16 protein-coding genes are annotated in these 18,188 nt (G+C 69.1%); 7 read left to right on the top strand and 9 right to left on the bottom strand.

Translation table 11 applies throughout. From position 1 onward, the window contains the following. Positions 1 to 39: 39 nt before the first annotated feature. From ACHAA3_RS07950 to ACHAA3_RS07975, 6 genes are read left to right on the top strand one after another with little or no spacing between them, the layout of a single operon-like run. Positions 40 to 1,188 (top strand): acyl-CoA dehydrogenase family protein, encoded by a 1,149-nt coding sequence (locus tag ACHAA3_RS07950; RefSeq protein ID WP_435708442.1) that lies wholly within the window; start codon positions 40 to 42, stop codon positions 1,186 to 1,188. Then, entirely contained in the window at positions 1,185 to 2,597 is a 1,413-nt protein-coding gene (locus ACHAA3_RS07955; protein ID WP_435708443.1) for an MmgE/PrpD family protein, read from the top strand. The genes ACHAA3_RS07950 and ACHAA3_RS07955 overlap by 4 nt, the downstream gene beginning before the upstream one ends. After that, positions 2,594 to 4,786, top strand: coding sequence for an acetate--CoA ligase family protein (locus ACHAA3_RS07960; RefSeq protein ID WP_435708444.1), 2,193 nt, complete (start codon positions 2,594 to 2,596; stop codon positions 4,784 to 4,786). The genes ACHAA3_RS07955 and ACHAA3_RS07960 overlap by 4 nt, the downstream gene beginning before the upstream one ends. After that, on the top strand, positions 4,777 to 6,021 hold the full coding sequence (locus ACHAA3_RS07965; protein WP_435708445.1) for an ABC transporter ATP-binding protein: 1,245 nt from the start codon (positions 4,777 to 4,779) through the stop codon (positions 6,019 to 6,021). Before ACHAA3_RS07960 ends, ACHAA3_RS07965 begins: the two co-directional genes overlap by 10 nt. 5 nt (positions 6,022 to 6,026) lie before the next feature. Continuing rightward, complete coding sequence (locus ACHAA3_RS07970) at positions 6,027 to 7,787, top strand: ABC transporter permease (RefSeq protein WP_435708446.1); 1,761 nt, start codon at positions 6,027 to 6,029, stop codon at positions 7,785 to 7,787. Between the two features lie 52 nt (positions 7,788 to 7,839). Then, positions 7,840 to 8,988, top strand: a complete 1,149-nt coding sequence (locus ACHAA3_RS07975; RefSeq protein WP_435708447.1) for an ABC transporter substrate-binding protein — start codon at positions 7,840 to 7,842, stop codon at positions 8,986 to 8,988. A 65-nt stretch (positions 8,989 to 9,053) separates the two neighbouring features. On the opposite strand, the gene ACHAA3_RS07980 is transcribed toward ACHAA3_RS07975, so the two are convergent. From ACHAA3_RS07980 to ACHAA3_RS08015, 8 genes are all read right to left on the bottom strand, one after another. After that, the gene (locus tag ACHAA3_RS07980) at positions 9,054 to 9,533 is read right to left on the bottom strand and encodes a MaoC family dehydratase (RefSeq protein WP_435708448.1); all 480 of its coding nucleotides are present in this window, start codon (positions 9,531 to 9,533) and stop codon (positions 9,054 to 9,056) included. Continuing rightward, positions 9,530 to 10,750, bottom strand: a complete 1,221-nt coding sequence (locus tag ACHAA3_RS07985) for an acetyl-CoA C-acetyltransferase (RefSeq protein WP_435708449.1) — start codon at positions 10,748 to 10,750, stop codon at positions 9,530 to 9,532. The genes ACHAA3_RS07980 and ACHAA3_RS07985 overlap by 4 nt, the downstream gene beginning before the upstream one ends. A gap of 26 nt (positions 10,751 to 10,776) precedes the next feature. Next, positions 10,777 to 11,643 carry an FAS1-like dehydratase domain-containing protein gene (locus tag ACHAA3_RS07990; RefSeq protein WP_435708450.1) on the bottom strand — a complete coding sequence of 289 codons (867 nt, stop codon included), beginning with the start codon at positions 11,641 to 11,643 and terminating at the stop codon, positions 10,777 to 10,779. Further along, the gene (gene fabG, locus ACHAA3_RS07995; RefSeq protein ID WP_435708451.1) at positions 11,640 to 12,383 is read right to left on the bottom strand and encodes a 3-oxoacyl-ACP reductase FabG; all 744 of its coding nucleotides are present in this window, start codon (positions 12,381 to 12,383) and stop codon (positions 11,640 to 11,642) included. The genes ACHAA3_RS07990 and fabG overlap by 4 nt, the downstream gene beginning before the upstream one ends. Next, positions 12,380 to 13,225, bottom strand: a complete 846-nt coding sequence (locus tag ACHAA3_RS08000) for an HpcH/HpaI aldolase/citrate lyase family protein (RefSeq protein ID WP_435708452.1) — start codon at positions 13,223 to 13,225, stop codon at positions 12,380 to 12,382. The genes fabG and ACHAA3_RS08000 overlap by 4 nt, the downstream gene beginning before the upstream one ends. Then, entirely contained in the window at positions 13,222 to 14,448 is a 1,227-nt protein-coding gene (locus tag ACHAA3_RS08005; RefSeq protein WP_435708453.1) for a CoA transferase, read from the bottom strand. Before ACHAA3_RS08005 ends, ACHAA3_RS08000 begins: the two co-directional genes overlap by 4 nt. Continuing rightward, positions 14,445 to 15,230: an enoyl-CoA hydratase/isomerase family protein gene (locus ACHAA3_RS08010; RefSeq protein ID WP_435708454.1), complete on the bottom strand. Its 786-nt coding sequence runs from the start codon at positions 15,228 to 15,230 to the stop codon at positions 14,445 to 14,447. Before ACHAA3_RS08010 ends, ACHAA3_RS08005 begins: the two co-directional genes overlap by 4 nt. A 61-nt stretch (positions 15,231 to 15,291) precedes the next feature. Continuing rightward, a complete protein-coding gene (locus ACHAA3_RS08015) occupies positions 15,292 to 15,876 on the bottom strand; it encodes a DUF1684 domain-containing protein (protein WP_435708455.1) in 585 nt (194 codons plus the stop codon). Between the two features lie 72 nt (positions 15,877 to 15,948). Here ACHAA3_RS08015 and ACHAA3_RS08020 point away from each other — a divergent pair, with 72 nt between their 5' ends. Beyond that, on the top strand, positions 15,949 to 17,247 hold the full coding sequence (locus tag ACHAA3_RS08020) for an MFS transporter (RefSeq protein WP_435708456.1): 1,299 nt from the start codon (positions 15,949 to 15,951) through the stop codon (positions 17,245 to 17,247). A 7-nt stretch (positions 17,248 to 17,254) separates the two neighbouring features. On the opposite strand, the gene ACHAA3_RS08025 is transcribed toward ACHAA3_RS08020, so the two are convergent. Then, positions 17,255 to 18,187, bottom strand: coding sequence for an oxidoreductase (locus ACHAA3_RS08025; protein ID WP_435708457.1), 933 nt, complete (start codon positions 18,185 to 18,187; stop codon positions 17,255 to 17,257). Position 18,188: the final 1 nt, after the last annotated feature.

The raw sequence follows: 18,188 nt of genomic DNA on the forward strand, positions 1-18,188 counted from the left end.
CCACCCCCGTCGAACGCACGAATGAAGGAGCCTCTCTCCATGGATTTTGACCTCAACCCCGAACAGACCGCCCTGGTCGACTCGGTCTCCAAGCTCGCCGAGCGCGAGTTCGGTGCACGTGCCTACCAGCGCACCGAGTTCGCGTGGGACTCGCTGAAGACCCTGGCCGAGCACGACCTGACCGGCCTGACGCTCCCCGTCGAGGTGGGTGGTCAGGGCGCATCGCTGCTGGACGCCGTGCTGGTGATGATGGCGATCACCAAGGTGTGCCCGCACAGCGCCGATGCGTTCCAGGCGAGCAACTTCGGGGCGATCCGTCAGGTGGCCAAGTTCGGCTCCGACCACGTGAAGGAGGAGGTGCTGCCGTTGTTCCTCAACGGCGACGCCCTGGTGACGGCCGGTATGAGTGAGCCGGATGCCGGGAGTGCCCTGACGGACCTGCGCACCAGTGCTCGCATCGAGGGTGACGAGGTCGTCATCGACGGTCAGAAGTGCTGGAACTCCCACGGCCCCGACGCCACTCACTCCGTGGTCTGGTGCCGGTTCGGACCGAGCTCACGCGACATCGGCGCGGTCCTCGTGCCCTTCGACGCTCCCGGTGTCACGCGTGGCAAGCGCGAGCTGCACATGAGCGGCGAGTCGCACTGCCAGCTGTTCTTCGACGGCGCCCGAGTGCCCAGGGAGTACGTGCTGGCCGAGAAGGACGCCTTGAAGAACATGCTCTCGATCTTCGGGGTCGAGCGGATGGGCAATGCGTCGCGCGCCCTCGCCCTCGCCGAGTTCGCCTACGAGCAAGCAGTCGAGCACGCGAAGGTGCGCCAGGCCTTCGGCAAGGACCTGTGCGAGTTCCAGGGACTGCAGTGGAAGTTCGCCGACATGCGGGTGAAGCTGGACGCGTCCCGGCTGCTGATCCTGCGAGCGGTCGCCAACGCCGACGCGAACACGCCGGACTCGACCGAGGCAGCCATCGCCAAGGTGCACGCCAACCAGACGGCCTTCGACGTCGCCAACGAGGCCATGCAGATCTTCGGAGCATCGGGTTACAGCCAGGAGTTCCCGTTGGAGTACATCGTGCGTCGCACCCGAGGCTGGATGATCGCAGGCGGGTCGGCGGAGATCTTGAAGAACACCATCGCGGGCGCGATCTTCGGGCGCCGCTTCGACCAGCGTGCGGGGGCCTCGAAGTGACGACAAGCACCGACACCACCGCCGCCATGACCGGTTCGGACGCTCAGGGGGTCACCGACGCCCTGGTCGACTGGGTCGTCGCCAGTCAGTACAGGCCGCTCCCACCGGAGGTGCAGCACCACGTGCGTCGACTCCTGGTCGACTACATGGCCGCCGTGGTTCCCGGGTCCACGACCGACGTCGCTCGCGCCGTGGCCGGCCACGTTGCCAGCACCTACGGCACCACAGGGAACACCGCCACGGCCATCGGTCTGGGGCAGACGTCGGCCCCCGGTGCCGCACTGCTGAACGGCACGAGCGCGCACTCCCTGGAGGTCGACGACGGGTACACGCCGGGCAGCGTGCACCCCAGCAGCGTGTGCTTCCCGGCCGTGCTGGCTGCAGCCGAGGTCCGAGGCAGCGACACCGAGACCACCCTGGTGGCGCTCGCGGTCGCGCTGGAGACCGTCTCGCGCCTGGCCGCTGCCGGACATCCGACGACCTGGCGTAACCACTTCCACAACACGCCACTGGCCGGCGTGGTCGGCGCCGCCTGCGGCGTGGCCGTGCTGCATCGCCTCGATGCCGATCGGCTGCATGACGCCCTCGGCGTCGCGGCCTCTCACGCCGGTGGATTGTTCGCCTTCCTCGGCAAGAACGCCGAGGTCAAGCGGGTCCACCCGGGCAAGGCAGCACGCGACGCCATCGCCAGCGTGGAGCTCGCGGCGGCCGGCGTGACCGGCCCGCGATCGATCCTGGAGACGCCGCACGGCTACATCGACGCCTTCGCGGCCGACGGGTTCTCGACCGAGACCTTGCTGGACGGGCTGGGCGAACGCTGGGTGGTGCTGGACTCCTACGTCAAGCCCTACCCGTCCTGCCGTCACCTGCACGGCCCGATCGACGCCGTGCTGGCGTTGCGCGCCGAGCACGGCATCGCTGCCGACGACGTGGCCCGTGTCGACGTGGCGACGTACACCGTGGCGTCACATCACGCGAGCACCCTCGTCGACTCCCTGCTCGACGCCCAGATGAGCATCCCGTTCGCCGTGGCCACCGCACTGACGCACGACGAGGTCGGCCTGACCGAGTTCGGGCCCGCTGTCCGTTCCGACGAAAAGATTCGTGACCTGGTCAACCGGGTCCACGTCGTCGCCGACGAGCAGGCCGACGCCGACTACCCGGTGCTGCGGACAGCGGTCGTGACCGTCACCCTGACCGACGGTCGTGAGGTCGTCGAGCGGATCCCGGTTCCCTACGGAGAGCCGGGCAACCCGGTCACGGACGAGGAGATGAACGCCAAGTTCGTGCGACTGGCCGCACCCGTCGTCGGCGGCGGTGCGGCAGGCCGTCTGGCCGCACAGCTGTGGGCGTTCGAGTCGTTGGACGTCGTCGCGCGCGTCGACCAGGCCTGCCGGGGTGACGCATGACCCAGACGACGAACCACATAGGTTCTGCACTCGGCGCGCATCGGCCCGGCGTCGGCGAGGCACTGCTCTCGCCGCGTTCCGTCGCGATCATCGGTGCATCGGACGACCCGGCCAAGACCACGGCACGTCCGCTGCGCTTCCTGCGCGCGGCCGGGTTCGCCGGCGCGGTCTACCCCATCAACCCTCGGCGCGAGACCGTGCTGGGCGAGCGTGCCTGGGCGAACGTCGCCGCGCTGCCCGAGGTGCCCGACCACGTGTTCATCGTGGCTGACACGGCGCGCGTCGTCGATGCCGTTCGCGAGTGCGGAGAGGCCGGGGTCCCCCTCGTCACGGTCCTGTCCGGGGGATTCGGTGAGAGCGGTCCCGAGGGCGAAGGACGACTCGTCGAGCTCCTCGAAGTGGCTCGTCGTCATGGCATCCGCATCGTGGGCCCGAACAGCATCGGCGTGGTCAACCCCCGCAACGCCATGATGCTGACGGCCAACGCCGCCTTCGCGGAGGCCGACGTGCCGGTCGGACGGTCCTTCGTGGCCTCGCAGTCCGGCAGCGTCATCGGTGCCCTGATGACCCGCGCCAAGGCCCGCGGTCTGGGCTTCGCCGGTTTCGTCTCGGTTGGCTCGGGTGTCGACCTCACGTTGGGGGAGATCTGCGAGGCCACCTTGGACGATCCTGAGATCGGGTCCTACACCCTGTTCATGGAGTCGATGGACGACGCAGGTCCGCTCGCCCAGTTCGCGGCAGCCGCAGCGGAGCGCAACAAGCCGGTCACCGTGTACAAGCTGGGCCGGAGCGAGGCTGCCGCTGCGCTGACCGTGTCGCACACCGGCGCGCTCGCCGGTGAGGACGACGAGGCCGATGCCTTCTTCCGCGCCTGTGGTTTCGCCCGCGTCGACAACTTCGAGGCGCTGATCGAGGCTGACGCCCTGCAGCGCCGGTTGGGGCCACCTGCGGTGCCCCCGGCCGACCGGATCGCCGTGATCACCTCCACCGGTGGTGGGGCGGCCATCGTGGTCGACCAGCTCGAGACCCGCGGCGTGCGGGTGGCCCGTCCCAGCGAGGCTGTCTTCGGGCGGCTCGGGGAGCTGGGCCTGAACGTCGCCGAGAGCCTGATCATCGATCTCACGCTGGCCGGTACCCGACACGATCTGGTGCTGGGTGCCCTGGACGTGCTGCGTTCCAGCGGGGAGTTCGACCTGGTGCTCTTCGTGATCGGATCATCGGCCCGGTTGAACCCCGAGCTGGCGGTCCGAGCGATCGCCGAGGCGCCCAGTGGTGACGTCCCGGTGGTCGCCTGGGCCCTGCCCGACGCCCTGGACTCCTTGCGCCTGCTCGATGCTGCGGGCGTGCCCTCGTTCCGCACCGCCGAGGCGTGCGCCGAGGCGATCGCAGCAACGTTGGCGCGCCGCCCGATCGATCCGGCCGTGCTCGACTCGCGAATCGGCGAGGAAGTGGCCTCGGCTGGACGCACCCTCGACGAGGTGGCCTCTGCGGAGATCCTGCGAGGCCTCGGGGTCCAGTTCCCGGCGGCGACGACGTGCGACGTCGCGGGAGTCAGTCATGATCCGCCGCAGTACCCGGTCGTGGTCAAGGCGATCTCCGAGGAGCTGCCGCACAAGTCCGAAGCCGGAGCGGTCCAGCTCGGTATCCACGAGGACAGCCAGCTCGCCGATGCCATCAGCACCATCGTGCAGAACGTCTCGACCTACGCCCCGGACGTCACGGTCGAGCGGTTTCTCGTCCAGCAGATGGTCGTCGACTCCGTGGTGGAGGCGCTGGTCGGCTATCGGGTGAGTCCCTCGGTGGGGCCGGTCGTGGTCCTGGCCGCAGGGGGGATCTACACCGAGCTCTACGGTGACTCGTCGCTGCGGCTGGCACCGGTCACCCGCGCGACCGCGACCGAGATGGTGCAGGAGGTCACCGGTATGCGAGTGGCCGAGGGCATGCGCGGTGGACCCGTCGGGGATGTCGAGGCGCTGATCGACACGATCGTCACGATGTCGCAGCTGGCCGTCCGGCGACCGGACGTGCTCGAAGCAGAGATCAACCCCCTGGCCGTGCGCCCGCGCGGTCACGGTGTGGTGGCGCTGGACGCTCTGGTGCAGGTCGCGATCACCCCCCACGACGGCGCATCGACGTCGTCGTCCGAAGCACGAACCGAGAACACAACCGAGGTATCCCCATGGACGTGAAGATCAACAACTTGTCGCTCACCTACGGCGAGTTCGTGGCGGTCAAGAATCTGAGCCTGACCATCGAGCAGGGGGAGTCGTTGGTGCTGCTCGGCCAGTCCGGCTGTGGCAAGACGAGCACGATGCGATGCGTGGCAGGCCTGGAGGATCCGTCCGAAGGTTCGATCTCCATCGGCGACACCACCGTGTTCGACGCCGATGCCACGATCAACCTGGCGCCGAACAAGCGTCAGGTCGGCCTGGTGTTCCAGTCCTACGCGGTGTGGCCGCACATGACCGTCCTGGAGAATGTCTCCTTTCCGTTGCGGATGAAGAAGCGCCCCAAGAAGGAGGTGCGCACCAAGGCCCTGGAGACCCTGGACATGGTGGGACTGGCCCACCTCGCCGACAAGGGTGCGAGCCTGCTGTCCGGTGGGCAGATGCAGCGGGTGGCGCTCGCTCGAAGCCTGGCCATGGAACCCAACGTCATGCTGCTGGACGAACCCCTGTCGAACCTGGATGCCCGTCTGCGCGAGGACCTGCGGGTCGAGCTGCGCAGGTTGCAGCTGGAACTGGGGCTGACCTCGATCTACGTGACCCACGACCAGGGTGAGGCGCTGGCGCTGGCTGATCGCATCGCGATCATGCAGAACGGCCGGATCTCCCAGCTGTCGAATCCCCTGGAGACGTATCGCAACCCGGCATCGGCGTCCATCGCGGAGTTCCTCGGTGTCTCGAACATCTTCGCGGTCAGGCCGGGCGCATCGGGGTCCACCCGACTCACGCTGGCTGACCACGCGGTCGACGTCGCGGTGGCCGACCATGCACTCCCGCACACAGCAGACGATCTCAGCGTCTGCATCCGACCCGAGCACGTGCGGGTGAAGCGGCTCGCGCTGGGTGAGTCCGGCGCGGTCTCTGCAGCCAACGAGTGGCTCGGCACGGTTCAGGTCAGTGTGTTCCAGGGATCGTTCGCGCGGTGCAGCATCGCGCTCGATGCCGGTCCGGTCCTGGAGGTGCAGACCCAGGAGGTCGACGCCACGACCCTCCGCCAGCACGATCGTGTGCTCGTGCACGTCGACCCGCGCGACGTGCAGGTGCTGCCGCGGGAAGTCACCGAACCGGTGTCTGACGCCCAGGCGCCGACCAAGATCGGCGCGACGGATCGGGCGCACCGTGACCCGAGCGGACCGGCCGAGCCGGCCGGTGCACGTCGCGCCGACCCCGTGGCCGTGCCGGCCTCGAAGGAGGCCTGAGCGACATGGCGGTGATGGTCGAGCCTCCTCGTACCCCGAACTCTGCTGGGCCGCAGGAACCGAAGCCGAAACGGTCGAAGCCCACCCGCAGCCTGCGCCGACGGTGGCTGCCCAGCGGGTTGATGCTCGTGGTGCTGATCGTGCTGATCGTGATCCCCGCTGCCCTCGTGGTGCTGGCTGCGGTCAGCTCCGACGTCCCCCGGCCGGGCAACATCAACTTCGACCTCACCATCGAGAACTTCGGCATCTTCGGCGATCCGCAGACCCGCACGGCGTTCTTGAACTCGCTGATCATCGGTGTCGTGGCGACCCTCCTCGCCTGCACGATCGGTGCATCGTTGGCCTTCCTGGCGGCGCGCAGCGACATCCCGGTGCCGAAGTTCGTCTACCTGATCGGCCTGATGCCGATGTTCCTCCCGTCCTACGTGGGAGCGCTGGCGTGGTCGATCCTCGGTAGTCCCAACGCCGGTCTGCTGAACATCGCGCAGGACGATCTGGGCACGAACCTGCCGCTGAACCTGTACTCCATCCCGGGCCTGATCTTCGTCTTCGCGGTCTACTACTCGCCCTACACCTTCCTGCTCGTGCACGGGGCGATGTCGATGATGAGCCCGGATCTGGAGGAGGCGGCCCAGGTGCACGGCGCGGGCTCTCGCCGCATGCTCCGCCTCATCTCGTTCCCGCTGGCCACTCCGGCGCTGATCGGCTCGGCGATCTTGACCTTCACGCTGATCTTCGAGAACTTCCCGGTCGCGCAGGTGCTCGGCACCCCCGGCGGAGTCGACACCCTGCCCACCTTGATCTTCCGGCTGCTGAACACCACGCCGACCCGCGGCAACGAGAGCGCCGCGATCGCCGTGGTCCTGGTCGCGGTGGTGCTGCTGGCCACGTGGCTGCAGCAGCGTGCCCTGGCCAAGCGGGCCTTCACCACCATCACCGGCAAGGGGGTGCGGCAGAAGAAGGTGGCACTGGGGAAGGCGCGGATCCCGGTGCTTCTCGCCGTCCTGGCCTTCTTCACGATCTCCATCGTGCTGCCCGTGACCGCTCTCGTGGTGGTGTCGGGGCAGGCAAGTCCCTACCTGACGTCGCTGTCCCAGCTCACCCAGCCGGGCGGCCTGGACTTCGGCTCCTTCGGTGACGTGCTCGCCTCGGGAAGCTTCCGCGAGGCCGCCGCGAACAGCGTCCTGGTCAGTGTGATCGCCGCTTCGTTGGGCACGGCCCTGGCCTTCCTGTGTGGATACCTCGTGTATCGCACCAAGGTGTCCGGTCGATCCCTGGTGGAGGGCGTGTCCATGGTGCCGCTGGCCATCCCGGCCGTGGTGCTGGGCATGGGTCTGCTGTGGACCTGGCTGATCATGCCGATTCCGCTCTACGGCACCCTGGCGGTCCTCGTCGTGGCATTCCTGGCCGTGCAGTCGCCGCAGGGGTTCCGTGGTGTGGCGTCGTCGATCCAGGCCATGGATCGTGACCTCGAGGACTCCGCCGTGATGCTGGGGGCCAACCGCACCCGGGCCGTCACTACCGTGACGATTCCCCTGATGAAGGTCGGGCTGCTCTCGACCTTCCTGCTCCTGCTGATGCTCAGCATGCGTGAGCTGACGGTCCCGTTGTTCCTGTACACCTCCGACACCGAGATCCTCTCCATCGCGATCTACGACGCGTTCGAGAACGGCGGTGCGCTGCGAGAGGCGGCGGCGATGAGCGTCATCTACACCGCCTTCATGTTCGTGCTCGCCTACATCCCCCGCCGGTTGGCACGGCAGTGACGCAGGGCTTCCGCCCTGCGCCATCCCCCCCCCAAAGAAGGAGCTGTACCTGATGAATCGTCAACGCCGAGCCGCCATGGCGGCTGCAGTCACAGCAGGATCGATGTTTCTCGCTGCATGTGGAGGTGGTGCAGCATCCAGCGACGACAGCGCCGCGTCGATCACTGAGGAGATGCTGGCCATGCCGCAGATCGACGACTCCGACGGACTTGTCATCGACGGTGAGGAGGTGGCCGACGCCGAGCTGCTCGAGGCTGCCCGCAACGACACCGCGGTCTGGTTCACCGGATCCGGTTCGCAGAGCGCCGAGCTGACCGCCGCTCGGTTCGAGGAGGAGACCGGTGTCGAGATGGAGATGACACGGTTGCCGTCGGGCAAGCTCAACGAGCGTGTGCTCAGCGAGTCGGGCGCGGGACGGTTGTCGGCAGGAGTCGTGACCATCACCGACCCCGTGCTGGCCGAGGGCTTCGCCGACGGCGGCGTCTACGTGCCGTACACCGATGCCCCCACCTACGACACGCTCGCCGGTATGGAGAACGTGGTGTGGGACGACGGCGCCTACTTCACGGCGTACTACTCGGCCTACGCCTTCGCCTACAACGACCAGGCCGTGGAGGAGGCCGACGCACCGCAGACCTGGGAGGACCTGCTTGACCCCCAGTGGAAGGGCAAGATGGGAATCGTCAACGCGGGAGCCGGGGGCACCGTGCAGGGCCTGGCGGCCTTCCAGGAAGAAGTTCTGGGCGACTCCTACTGGGGCGGTCTGGCCGCGCAGGACCCTCGGATCTTCGACACGACATCAGTGCAGCTGGAGGCCCTTGCGCGAGGTGAGATCGAGGTGGTGACCGCGGGCTTCAACAGCACCTATGGATCCGAGCTGGGTGGAGCGCCCATCACCTTGGTGGTGCCCGAGAAGGGCATCTCGGGAACGTTCAACATGCAGGGGCTCACCACGACCGGAGCCGATAGTCCGGCGGCGAAGCTGTTCATGAACTGGACCTGGTCGCAGTCCGGACAGGAGTTCGCTGCCGCCCAGGGATTCGTCGGGGCCAGGACCGACATCGACCAGGCTGCGACGGGCCCGTACCAGCTGCCGAAGGCCAGCGACGAGTCGTTCGTGGTCTACACCCCTGAGGAAGCTGCCGAGGAGGGCGAGGACGTCGTCCGCCGCTGGAACGCGGAGTTCGGCTTCAGCGGGTAGACCCTGCCACCACGACGACGTGCCCGGCTCACACGAGCCGGGCACGTCGTCGTGACGCAGCGCGTTCAGTCCTGGTTGAGCAGGATCAGGGAGAACTTGCGGGCCACGCAGGCAGGCCGGTCGGACCCGTCGAGCTCGACGATGAAGTCGATGGGGACCAGGACGTCCGCGTCGCGGGGCTGGATCGTGTCGATCGTGGCGCGCAACCGCACCCGCGACCCCACCGGAACCGGGGTGGGGAACCGCACCCGGTCCAGGCCGTAGTTGAGACGGGCCGACCCCAGCTCGAACTGGTACAGGTCGGCCGCGAGCGAGGAGATCAGCGACAACGTCAGGTATCCGTGGGCGATGGTCCGCCCGTAGGGCCCTGTCGCGGCCCGCGCGGGGTCAACGTGGATCCACTGATGATCACCGGTCGCGCCGGCGAAGGAGTCGAATCTCTTCTGCTCGATGGTCAACCAGGGCCCCGGCCCGAGCTCGATGCCCTGGGCCGCCTCGAGGTCGGCGAGGGTGGAAACGACGAGTGGTCGCGTCGTCGCGCTCATGAGACGGCAACCCGCTCCACGACCGCTGCCAGGCCCTGCCCCCCACCGATGCACAAGGTGGCCAGACCGTACCGCTGCTCGCGTCGGCCGAGCTCGCGCACCAGGTTTCCGATCAGACGGGTGCCGGTGGCGCCGACCGGGTGTCCCAGCGAGATGCCCGAACCGTGCACGTTGACGCGTTGCATGTCCTCGGCGTCGAACTTCCATTCCCGGACCACCGCTAGGGCCTGGGCGGCGAAGGCCTCGTTGAGCTCGATGAGATCCATGTCCGACAGCTGCAGGCGGGCGCGTTCGAGAGCGAGCGCCGCCGCCGGCACCGGGCCGATGCCCATCGTGGCTGGTGGCACGCCGGAGACGGCCCACGACACGAGCCTGGCCAAGGGGCGAAGACCTAGCTGCTCGGCGCGTTCTGGGGAGGTCACGATGCACAGGGCCGCAGCGTCGTTCTGACCGCTGGAGTTGCCGGCCGTGACGGTGGCGGTGTCGTCCTGGCGGCCCATGATCGGCCGCAGCCGTGCCAACGACTCCAGGGTGGTCTCGCGACGAGGGTGCTCGTCGGTGTCGACGATGACGTCGGGTCCACGCCGGGTCGTGACCGTGACGGGGACGATCTCGTCGCCGAAGACGCCAGCGTCCTGTGCTGCGACCGCCCGCCGATGCGACTCCACGGCCAGCAGATCCTGGTCCTCGCGGGAGATGCGGTACTCGCGGCGCAGGTTCTCTGCCGTCTCGATCATCCCACCGGGAACGGGATAGTCCGGGCCGCCCGCAGTCGTCCGAGCCCGGGCGAGGGCATCGTGCATGGTCATGCCGGTTCGCCCTGCACCCCAGCGTGCGTCGGTGGTGTAGAAGGGCACGTTGCTCATCGACTCGGCCCCGCCAGCCACCACGAGCGACGCGGCGCCGGTCTGGACCATCATGGCGGCGTTGAGCACCGCCTGCAGGCCCGAGCCGCAGCGCCGATCCAGCTGCTGGCCGGGCACCTCGACGGGCAGTCCTGCCGTCAGGGACACCACCCGGCCGATGGCCGGCGCCTCGCTGTTCGGGTTGCAGTGGCCGAGGATGACGTCATCGACCGCACTCCCGACAAGGCCCGTGCGGGTCATGAGCTCTCGCAGCACCGTGACACCCAGGTCGACGGCCGTCTGCGAGGCCAGCGAACCGCCGTACCCGCCGATCGGGGTGCGGAGTGGTTCGCAGATCACGGCGTCGGGCATGAGTTCTCCTGGGATGTCGGGTCGGGTCAGGCGGTGAAGGTGAGTCGGGCATGCACGACGGGCTCGGCGGAGTCCGTCGACGTGGTTCGCACCTCGACGCCGCGAGCCTCCTCGTCGAGGACCAGGGCTGCGGCCTCGCCGCAGAAGAGGGGAGACGACCCTCGGTGCTCGATGGCACGGGGCGCGCCCCACCCACTGCGCCGGGCGACGTCGGCCAGAGCAGTGGCCAGGAGGGGACCGTGCACGACCAGACCGGGATAGCCCTCCACAGCCGTGGCGTAGGGCCAGTCGAGGTGGATGCGGTGCGGATTGGCCGTCAGGGCGCTGTAGCGCGCCAGCAGAGCGGGGTCGGTGGTCAAGGTCCACGAAGAGGTGGCGTCCGTCGGGGCAGTGAGCAGGTGCTGCTGCGGCTCGACCACCGTGACGGGCGGGGGTGCCCCGGGCGCCGGCCGACCGATGTAGACCAGGTTCTTGGTCTCCTCGAGCAGGAGATCACCTGAGGTGTCGTGCACCTGGATCGACAGGTCGATCGTCACGAGGCGCCCGCGGCGACCGTTCCGCTCGCGAGGGGTTCCGGCCGTGGTCGTGACGTCGACGGTGGACCCGATCGGGAGCGGGCCGATCGCGCTGATCTGCCCGCCGCCGAACATGCGGCGAGGCAGATCGATCTGGGGAATCAGACCGTGCCCGCGACGCTCGTGCCCGTCTCGTCCCAGGATGGCCGGATCCGGCCAGCGGGCCAGGGCGACCCAGTGCCAGGAGATCGGTAGCGGCGCACCGTCACGCAGGTCGACGTCATCGGCGCCGAGCAGCTGGGCCAGCGCGGCCACGGCCACGGGCTCGACGACCAGCCGGGTGGTCTCAGAGCGTGCGGGCTCGGTTGGAGCGCTCACATGAACCGGCCGCCGGTCACCTCGGCCACGGTGCCGGTCATGTAGGAGGAGAGGTCGGACGCGTAGAACAGCGCCACGTTCGCCACCTCGCCGACCTCACCCACGCGCTGCATCGGGATCTCGGCCATCTTGGCGTCCCAGGCCTTCTGCGGCATCGCCTCGGTCATGGCGGACCGGATGAGGCCCGGCTGGATCGCGTTGACCCGCACGCCGTGGTGGGCCATCTCCTTGGCTGCGGCCTTGGTCAGGCCGATGATCCCGGCCTTGGCTGCGGAGTAGTTGGTCTGCCCGACCATGCCGACCTTGCCGGACAACGAGCTGATGTTCACGACGGCACCGCTGCCGTGCTGGCGCATGTGCGCCGCAGCCAACCGGGTGCCGTTCCACGTGCCCTTGAGGTGCACGTCGACCACGAGATCGAAGTCGTCCTCGGTCATCGTCCGCATCGTGGCATCACGGGTGATCCCCGCATTGTTGACGAAGACGTCGAGCGAGCCGAAGGTCGAGATGGCCGCATCGATCAGGGTCTGGACCTCGTCGGCGGACGTGACGTCGCATCGCACGCCGATCGCGACCTCGTCGCCGCCGAGGTCGGACGCGCTGGCCCGGGCGCTGGCTGCATCCAGGTCTCCGAGCACGACACGGGCCCCGTGCTCGACGTACGTGCGGGCGATCGACAGTCCGATGCCTTGGGCACCTCCGGTGATCACCGCGACGCGGCCCTCCAGCAGCTGGTTCATCGGCGCTTCCTCTCAGGTGGTGTGACGGGGTCGGTGGGCAGGTTCGTGGCCGCCAGGACGCGTCGGGCGCGCTCGACCACGGGTCGGTCGACGAACTGGCCGTCGAGGACGGCGACCGCGGACCCGCTTGCTGCGTCGAGAACGCGGCGGGCCCAGGCGATGGTCGTCTCGTCGGGCGACAGCACCGCGCTGGCCAGCGACAGCTGGCGTGGGTGGATGCACAGCTTGCCGCCGAACCCCAGACGTGAGGCGTGCTCGACGTCGGCTCGCAGGGCCTCTTCGGAGCCGATGTCGACCGTGACGCCATCGACCGGTGGTGCCAGGTGGGCCGCAGCCGACGCGAGGACCAACGCGCTCCGGGTGCTGTGCAGGGCGTCGCGATGATCCGGGTCGACCCCCAGCTCGGCGGAGAGGTCGAGGTGGCCCAGTGCCAGGCGTGTGACGAGGGGTGTCGCGGCCAGGGAGGGCGCTGCCAGCACCCCGGCGGCGGTCTCGATGAGTGCGATGACCGTGCACGGGGCCAGCGCGATGATGGATTCAGGGGTGGTCGTCCTGGCCAGCATCACCGGGCAGCCGTGACGGCGCACGAGGTCACGATCGGCCGGGTGGTCCGGGGTGTCGGCAGCATTGATGCGCACCGCTGCGACCCCACCGCCTGTCAGGTAGGCGTCGACTGCCGATCTGGCACCGACCCGAGCAGCGGGGGCCACGGCATCCTCGAGGTCGATGATCATCAGATCGGCACCGCTGGCCGCGGCCTTGTCGAAGCGGTCGGGCCGGTCACCGGGCACGAACAGGAAGGTTCGTCCGCGGGCTGCCGCAGCGATCGGATCGTCGATCACGCAGCATCCACCGGGGAGGTCGAGGAGACCACACCCTGATCGTGGAGTCGACCGAGCTGCAGGGAGGTGAGCCCCAAGGTCTCGGTCAGCACCTGCTCGGTGTCAGCCCCGACCACGGGGGCAGCGAGCGGCTCGGCCGAGGGGTACGACCATCGCAAGGGAGTTCCGGTGGCGAGCATGGCGCCGATCCCCTGCTGATCGATCTCGCCGGCGACGGAGGTCGCGTCGGTGCGCGCGTCCTCGGCGGCCTGCCGCATGGTGCGGTACGGCGACCACAGCACGCGGGCGCGGTCCAGGTCTTCGCGCAGCTGCGACAGAGGTCGGGCGCCGAACCAGGGACGGAGGATCGATGCGATGGTCTCGCGCAGCTCGTAGCGCGCAGATTCGTTCCGGAGGTCCGTGCCCAGGGCCTTCTCCAGGGCGGCGAAGACCGCATTGGTGCCCGTGACGTCGCACAGCGCACGCCACTGCCCTTCGGTCAGTGCGATGATCATGATGCGTTGGTGGTCTGACGTGGCGAAGTCGGTGCCGAAGCTTCCGAAGACGTGATTGCCGTGGGGCCGGCGACTGCCGTCCTGCTCGGCCTCGGCGAGCCACCCGAGGGAACCCACGGTGGACAGGGCGACGTCGGACAGGGCGAGATCGATGCTCGCACCTTCGCCGGTGTGGGTGCGGCGGCTGACGGCAGCCAGCAGGCCCACGGCGGCGGTCGAGCCGGCGAGCAGATCCCACGCGGGCAGGACGTGGTTCACCGGGACGGCGGAGTCTGGGGGACCGGTCATGTCGGGAACACCGACGGCTGCGTTGACGGTGTAGTCGACGGCTGGTCTGCCGTCGGGGAAGCCCAGTAGATGCATGCTGATCGCATCGGGTCGGCGTGCGGCGAGATGGTCGTGGGTGACGCGGTGACGGCCGACGACGTTGTCGACGAAGATGCCGGCCCCGTCCCCGGGTTGAGTGCCCAGCTCGACGAGCAGCTCGTGTCCTTCGGGGGTGCGGTAGTCGATGGCGACAGACCGCTTGCCCTTGTTCAGGTTGGCCCAGTACAGGCTCGCGCCGCTGTCGGCCAGCGGCCAGCGCAGGTGATCGCTACCACCGCCGGGCAGGTCGACGCGGATGACCTCCGCTCCGAGCTGGGCGAGGGTCAGGCCGCACGAGGGCCCGGCCACGAAGGTCGCGCACTCGACGACGGTCAGGTGGTCCAGGGGCAGGGAATGGGTCACGTGAAGCGGGGTTCCCTTCGCTCGGTGAAGGCGGCACGGCCTTCTGTGGCGTCTCGACCGTGGCCGGCCAGCGACACGGCGACTCGTTCTGCTGCCAGGAAGTCGGCCAGGTCGGAGGCGTACGTCCGGGTGATGAGTGACTTGGTCACGGCATTGGACTCCCGTGGGCCCGAGGCCAGGCGCTGCGCTGCCTGGCAGGCATGCTCCGTCGCTGTGCCGGAGCCGACCAGCTGGCTCACGAGCCCGAGTTCATGGGCGGTCGACGCGGGGAGGGGGTCGCCGAGCAGCAGGTGCTGCGCTGCCCGATGGTGCCCGAGCAGGCGAGGCAGGTGAAAGGCCGTGCCGGCGTCTGCTGCCAGCCCACGTGCAGCGAAGGGGGCGGAGAAATAGGCATCGTCGGCCGCAACCACCAGGTCGCACGACAGCACGAGCCCCCAGGCGGCGCCGATGGCATACCCTTCCACGGCTGCGATCACGATCAGGTCCGAGCGGGTGATCTGATGGATCAGGTCGTGGATGCGACTCAGTCGTGCGGCCGGGCCGAACACCCCGTCCGATGTCGTGGGCATGGTGCCGACGTCGCCGCCGGAGGAGAAGTAGGCGTCGCCGCCGGTGAGGACGACCGCAGCGTCGCCGCGGTGCTCGGCGTCCGCGATCCCCGCTTCGAGCCGCTCGATCACCTCGTGGCTCAACGCGTTGCGTCGGTGCGGGCGCTGCAGCTCGAGCAGGGTGCACCCGGGGCGAACGGTGGTGAGAACGACCTCCTCATCCGCTGACTCCATAGACTATATAATCTAGAACCGCGAAAGCTCTGTCAACCCCCGGTGCACGGGGCAGGTGAGGCTAGAGCTGCTCGCCGGCCTCGACCCGCGCAGTGATGGTGTTGCCGGGCGGGGCGAGCGGGCACTGCCACTGATCGTCATAGCGACAGCTGGGGTGATAGGCGAAGTTGAGATCGAGCACGAGCGACTCCGCAGTCCCCCCCAACCAGGCACCCTTCGCGGTGTCGAGGAGGTAGCGACCACCCCCGTACGACGACTCGCCGCTGGTGCCGTCCTTGACCGGCACGAAGACGCCGCCGCCGTACTGGGCGAGCCACCACACGTCGAGCGTTCCGCCGATCGGCAGGGCGACCGTCCCGATGCGCCGCAGGTCCACGGTCCCGTCCGATCCGGCCGGGGCGCCCCGTTCCTCCGGGGTGGCTGGATCGATCCGAAGATCGAATCGCAGCGACGGGTCGTAGGGCCAATGGGTCAGCTCGAGATCGGATCGAGCCGCGACGGGGCTCTCTGGATGCCTGACGAACAGCTCGGTGCGCCCGTTGACCCACAGACGATGACCCTCGGCGGGATCGGGCGTGGCCCGCACCCGCGCGTACAGATCCGCCACACGGGTGCGCCAGTCGACGAGTGACAGCTGATGATTCACCGCCCCACGGTGCCACGGGCCAGCAGGTGATGCCGATCCTGTCGGGCACGGCAGGTCGCCTAGCCTGATCGGGTGACTTCTGCCAACGCCGTCCCGGGGCGGGCCTATGCCGTGTGGGGTGTGGCTCTCGCGGTGTACCTGCTGGCGGTGTTCCACCGCTCGTCGCTCGCGGTGGCTGGGCTGGTGGCGACCGACCGGTTCGACATCTCGGCGGCGCAGCTGGCGACCTTCACGACCCTGCAGCTGCTGGTGTATGCGGGGATGCAGATCCCCGTGGGTCTCCTGGTGGACCGCTTCGGGCCGCGCGGGGTGCTGATCGCCGGAGCGCTCACCCTCACGCTGGCCCAGACCGCGTTCGCGCTGGTCGACTCCTACCCGCTGGCACTGGTGGCGCGGGTCTTCGTGGGAATCGGCGACGCCATGACCTTCATCTGCGTCCTCAGACTGGTCAACTCCTGGTTCCCGGTGCGGCGAATCCCCGTGATCACCCAGCTGACCGGCGTGACCGGCCAGCTGGGGGCGGTGCTGGCTGCAGTGCCCATGACGATCGCCCTGCGCGAGCTCGGCTGGACCCCGGCCTACCTGCTGACCGCCTCGCTCGGCCTGGTGGTGACGGTCGGGCTGGTGCTCGTGGTGCGCGACGCACCCGCAGCCCGCACCATCCGCGGGGACGCGATGTCGTTGACCCGCATCCGCACGAGCCTCGGCGACTCGTGGCGACAGCCCGGCACCCGGCTCGGGTTCTGGATGCACTTCACCTCGCAGTTCAGTGCCACGACACTGGGCCTGCTCTGGGGCTACCCGTTCTTCGTGCGCGGCGAGGGGCTCTCGCCGGCCGCGGCGGGCACCCTGCTCAGCGTCATGGCACTCGCGCTGATGGGGGCCGGCCCCCTGCTGGGTCGGGTCGTGTCGCAGTATCCGTGGCACCGATCCAGCATGGTGATCAGCATCGTCTTGGCGATCGTCACGATGTGGAGCGTCGTGCTCCTGTGGCCCGGCAACGCGCCGCTTCCGGTGCTGGTGCTGCTGGTCGTCGTGGTGGGCATCGGTGGACCGGCCTCCATGATCGGTTTCGACCTGGCCCGCACGTCCAACCCGGTGCACCGGTTGGCCAGTGCGACCGCGATCGTCAACCAGGCCGGGTTCATCGCGAGCCTGCTGCTGGTGATCACGATCGGGCTCATCCTGGATTGGCGCACTCCCGGCGACAGCGCGGCCTACACGCCCTCGAGCTTCCGGTGGGCGATGTCGGCGCAGTACGTGCTCTGGGCCGTCGGCCTGACCCAGCTGTGGCGGTACCGCCGCCGGACTCGAGCCGCTCTGCTGGCCGAGAATCCCGACGCCCGCGCGGCGATGCGCCGACTGGGCTGAGCGTCGGTCAGACCGCGAAGGTGATCCCGGCGGCGGACTCGCTGGCGGCCCACAGGTTCTCAGCGAGCGCCGGGTCCACCGCCTGGCGTGAGGCAGATGCGGGACCCGGTGAGCCGCGCGAGCCGCCGAGCCCCTGCGGTCCGATGTACTCGCCGCCGCTCAGCGAGGGATCGGTCGCGGCCAGCACCAGGGGCGTCGCTCCGGCCGACGCCGACTGGGCGACGACCCGTGTCAGCTGGTGGATCGCGATCCCTGCCATCGGGTTGCGGCTCAGGCCCGAACCGGTGCGGGTGAGGTTGGTCGAGGCGATCCCGGGGTGCGCGCCCACGCTGACCACGTCGAGGCCGGCAGCCGTGACCCGCCGGTGCAGCTCCATCGCGAAGGACAGGTTCGCCAGCTTGGACTCGGCGTAGGAGGTCCAGCGAAAGTACCGGCGCGGCGAGCCCTGTGGCGTCAGCGACCTCAGGTCAATGCCGCCTGCCTGCAGGTGCGCCAGCGAGCTTACCGACACGATCCGGGCCTGGCCGGCGACGAGCGCGGGCCACAGACCAGCGGTCCAGGCGAAGTGCCCGAGGTGGTTGGTGCCGATCTGTAGCTCGAAGCCGTCGACGGTGGTGCGCCGCGGCGTGGCCATGATGCCGGCGTTGTTGACCAGGATGTCGATGCGATCGTGCTGCTCGACGACCTCGCGGGCGGCGCGCTTGGCGTCGGCGAGATCGGCCAGATCGAGCGAGACCACCTGGACGTCGGCTCCCGGCGCCTCCGCGATGATCCGGGCGACGGACTCCTCGGCCTTGGACGGGTTGCGTGCCGTGAGCAGCAGGCGCGCACCGTGGCGAGCCAGTTCGATCGACGTCGCCACGCCGAGTCCACCCGTTGCGCCAGTCACGACGGCCAGCCGTCCGGTCAGGTCGGGAACGTTCGCTGTGCTCCAGGTCATC

This window comes from Aeromicrobium sp. CF3.5 (assembly GCF_051262695.1).
GTDB lineage: Bacteria > Actinomycetota > Actinomycetes > Propionibacteriales > Nocardioidaceae > Aeromicrobium.

Bases quoted from the DNA above. Each gene is read 5' to 3' on its own strand.
- ACHAA3_RS07950 (WP_435708442.1), top strand. From the start codon at position 40: ATGGATTTTGACCTCAACCCCGAACAGACCGCCCTGGTCGACTCGGTC.
- ACHAA3_RS07960 (WP_435708444.1), top strand. From the start codon at position 2,594: ATGACCCAGACGACGAACCACATAGGTTCTGCACTCGGCGCGCATCGG.
- ACHAA3_RS07965 (WP_435708445.1), top strand. From the start codon at position 4,777: ATGGACGTGAAGATCAACAACTTGTCGCTCACCTACGGCGAGTTCGTG.
- ACHAA3_RS07970 (WP_435708446.1), top strand. From the start codon at position 6,027: ATGGCGGTGATGGTCGAGCCTCCTCGTACCCCGAACTCTGCTGGGCCG.
- ACHAA3_RS07975 (WP_435708447.1), top strand. From the start codon at position 7,840: ATGAATCGTCAACGCCGAGCCGCCATGGCGGCTGCAGTCACAGCAGGA.
- ACHAA3_RS07980 (WP_435708448.1), bottom strand. From the start codon at position 9,533: ATGAGCGCGACGACGCGACCACTCGTCGTTTCCACCCTCGCCGACCTC.
- ACHAA3_RS07985 (WP_435708449.1), bottom strand. From the start codon at position 10,750: ATGCCCGACGCCGTGATCTGCGAACCACTCCGCACCCCGATCGGCGGG.
- fabG (WP_435708451.1), bottom strand. From the start codon at position 12,383: ATGAACCAGCTGCTGGAGGGCCGCGTCGCGGTGATCACCGGAGGTGCC.
- ACHAA3_RS08010 (WP_435708454.1), bottom strand. From the start codon at position 15,230: ATGGAGTCAGCGGATGAGGAGGTCGTTCTCACCACCGTTCGCCCCGGG.
- ACHAA3_RS08025 (WP_435708457.1), bottom strand. From the start codon at position 18,187: ATGACCTGGAGCACAGCGAACGTTCCCGACCTGACCGGACGGCTGGCC.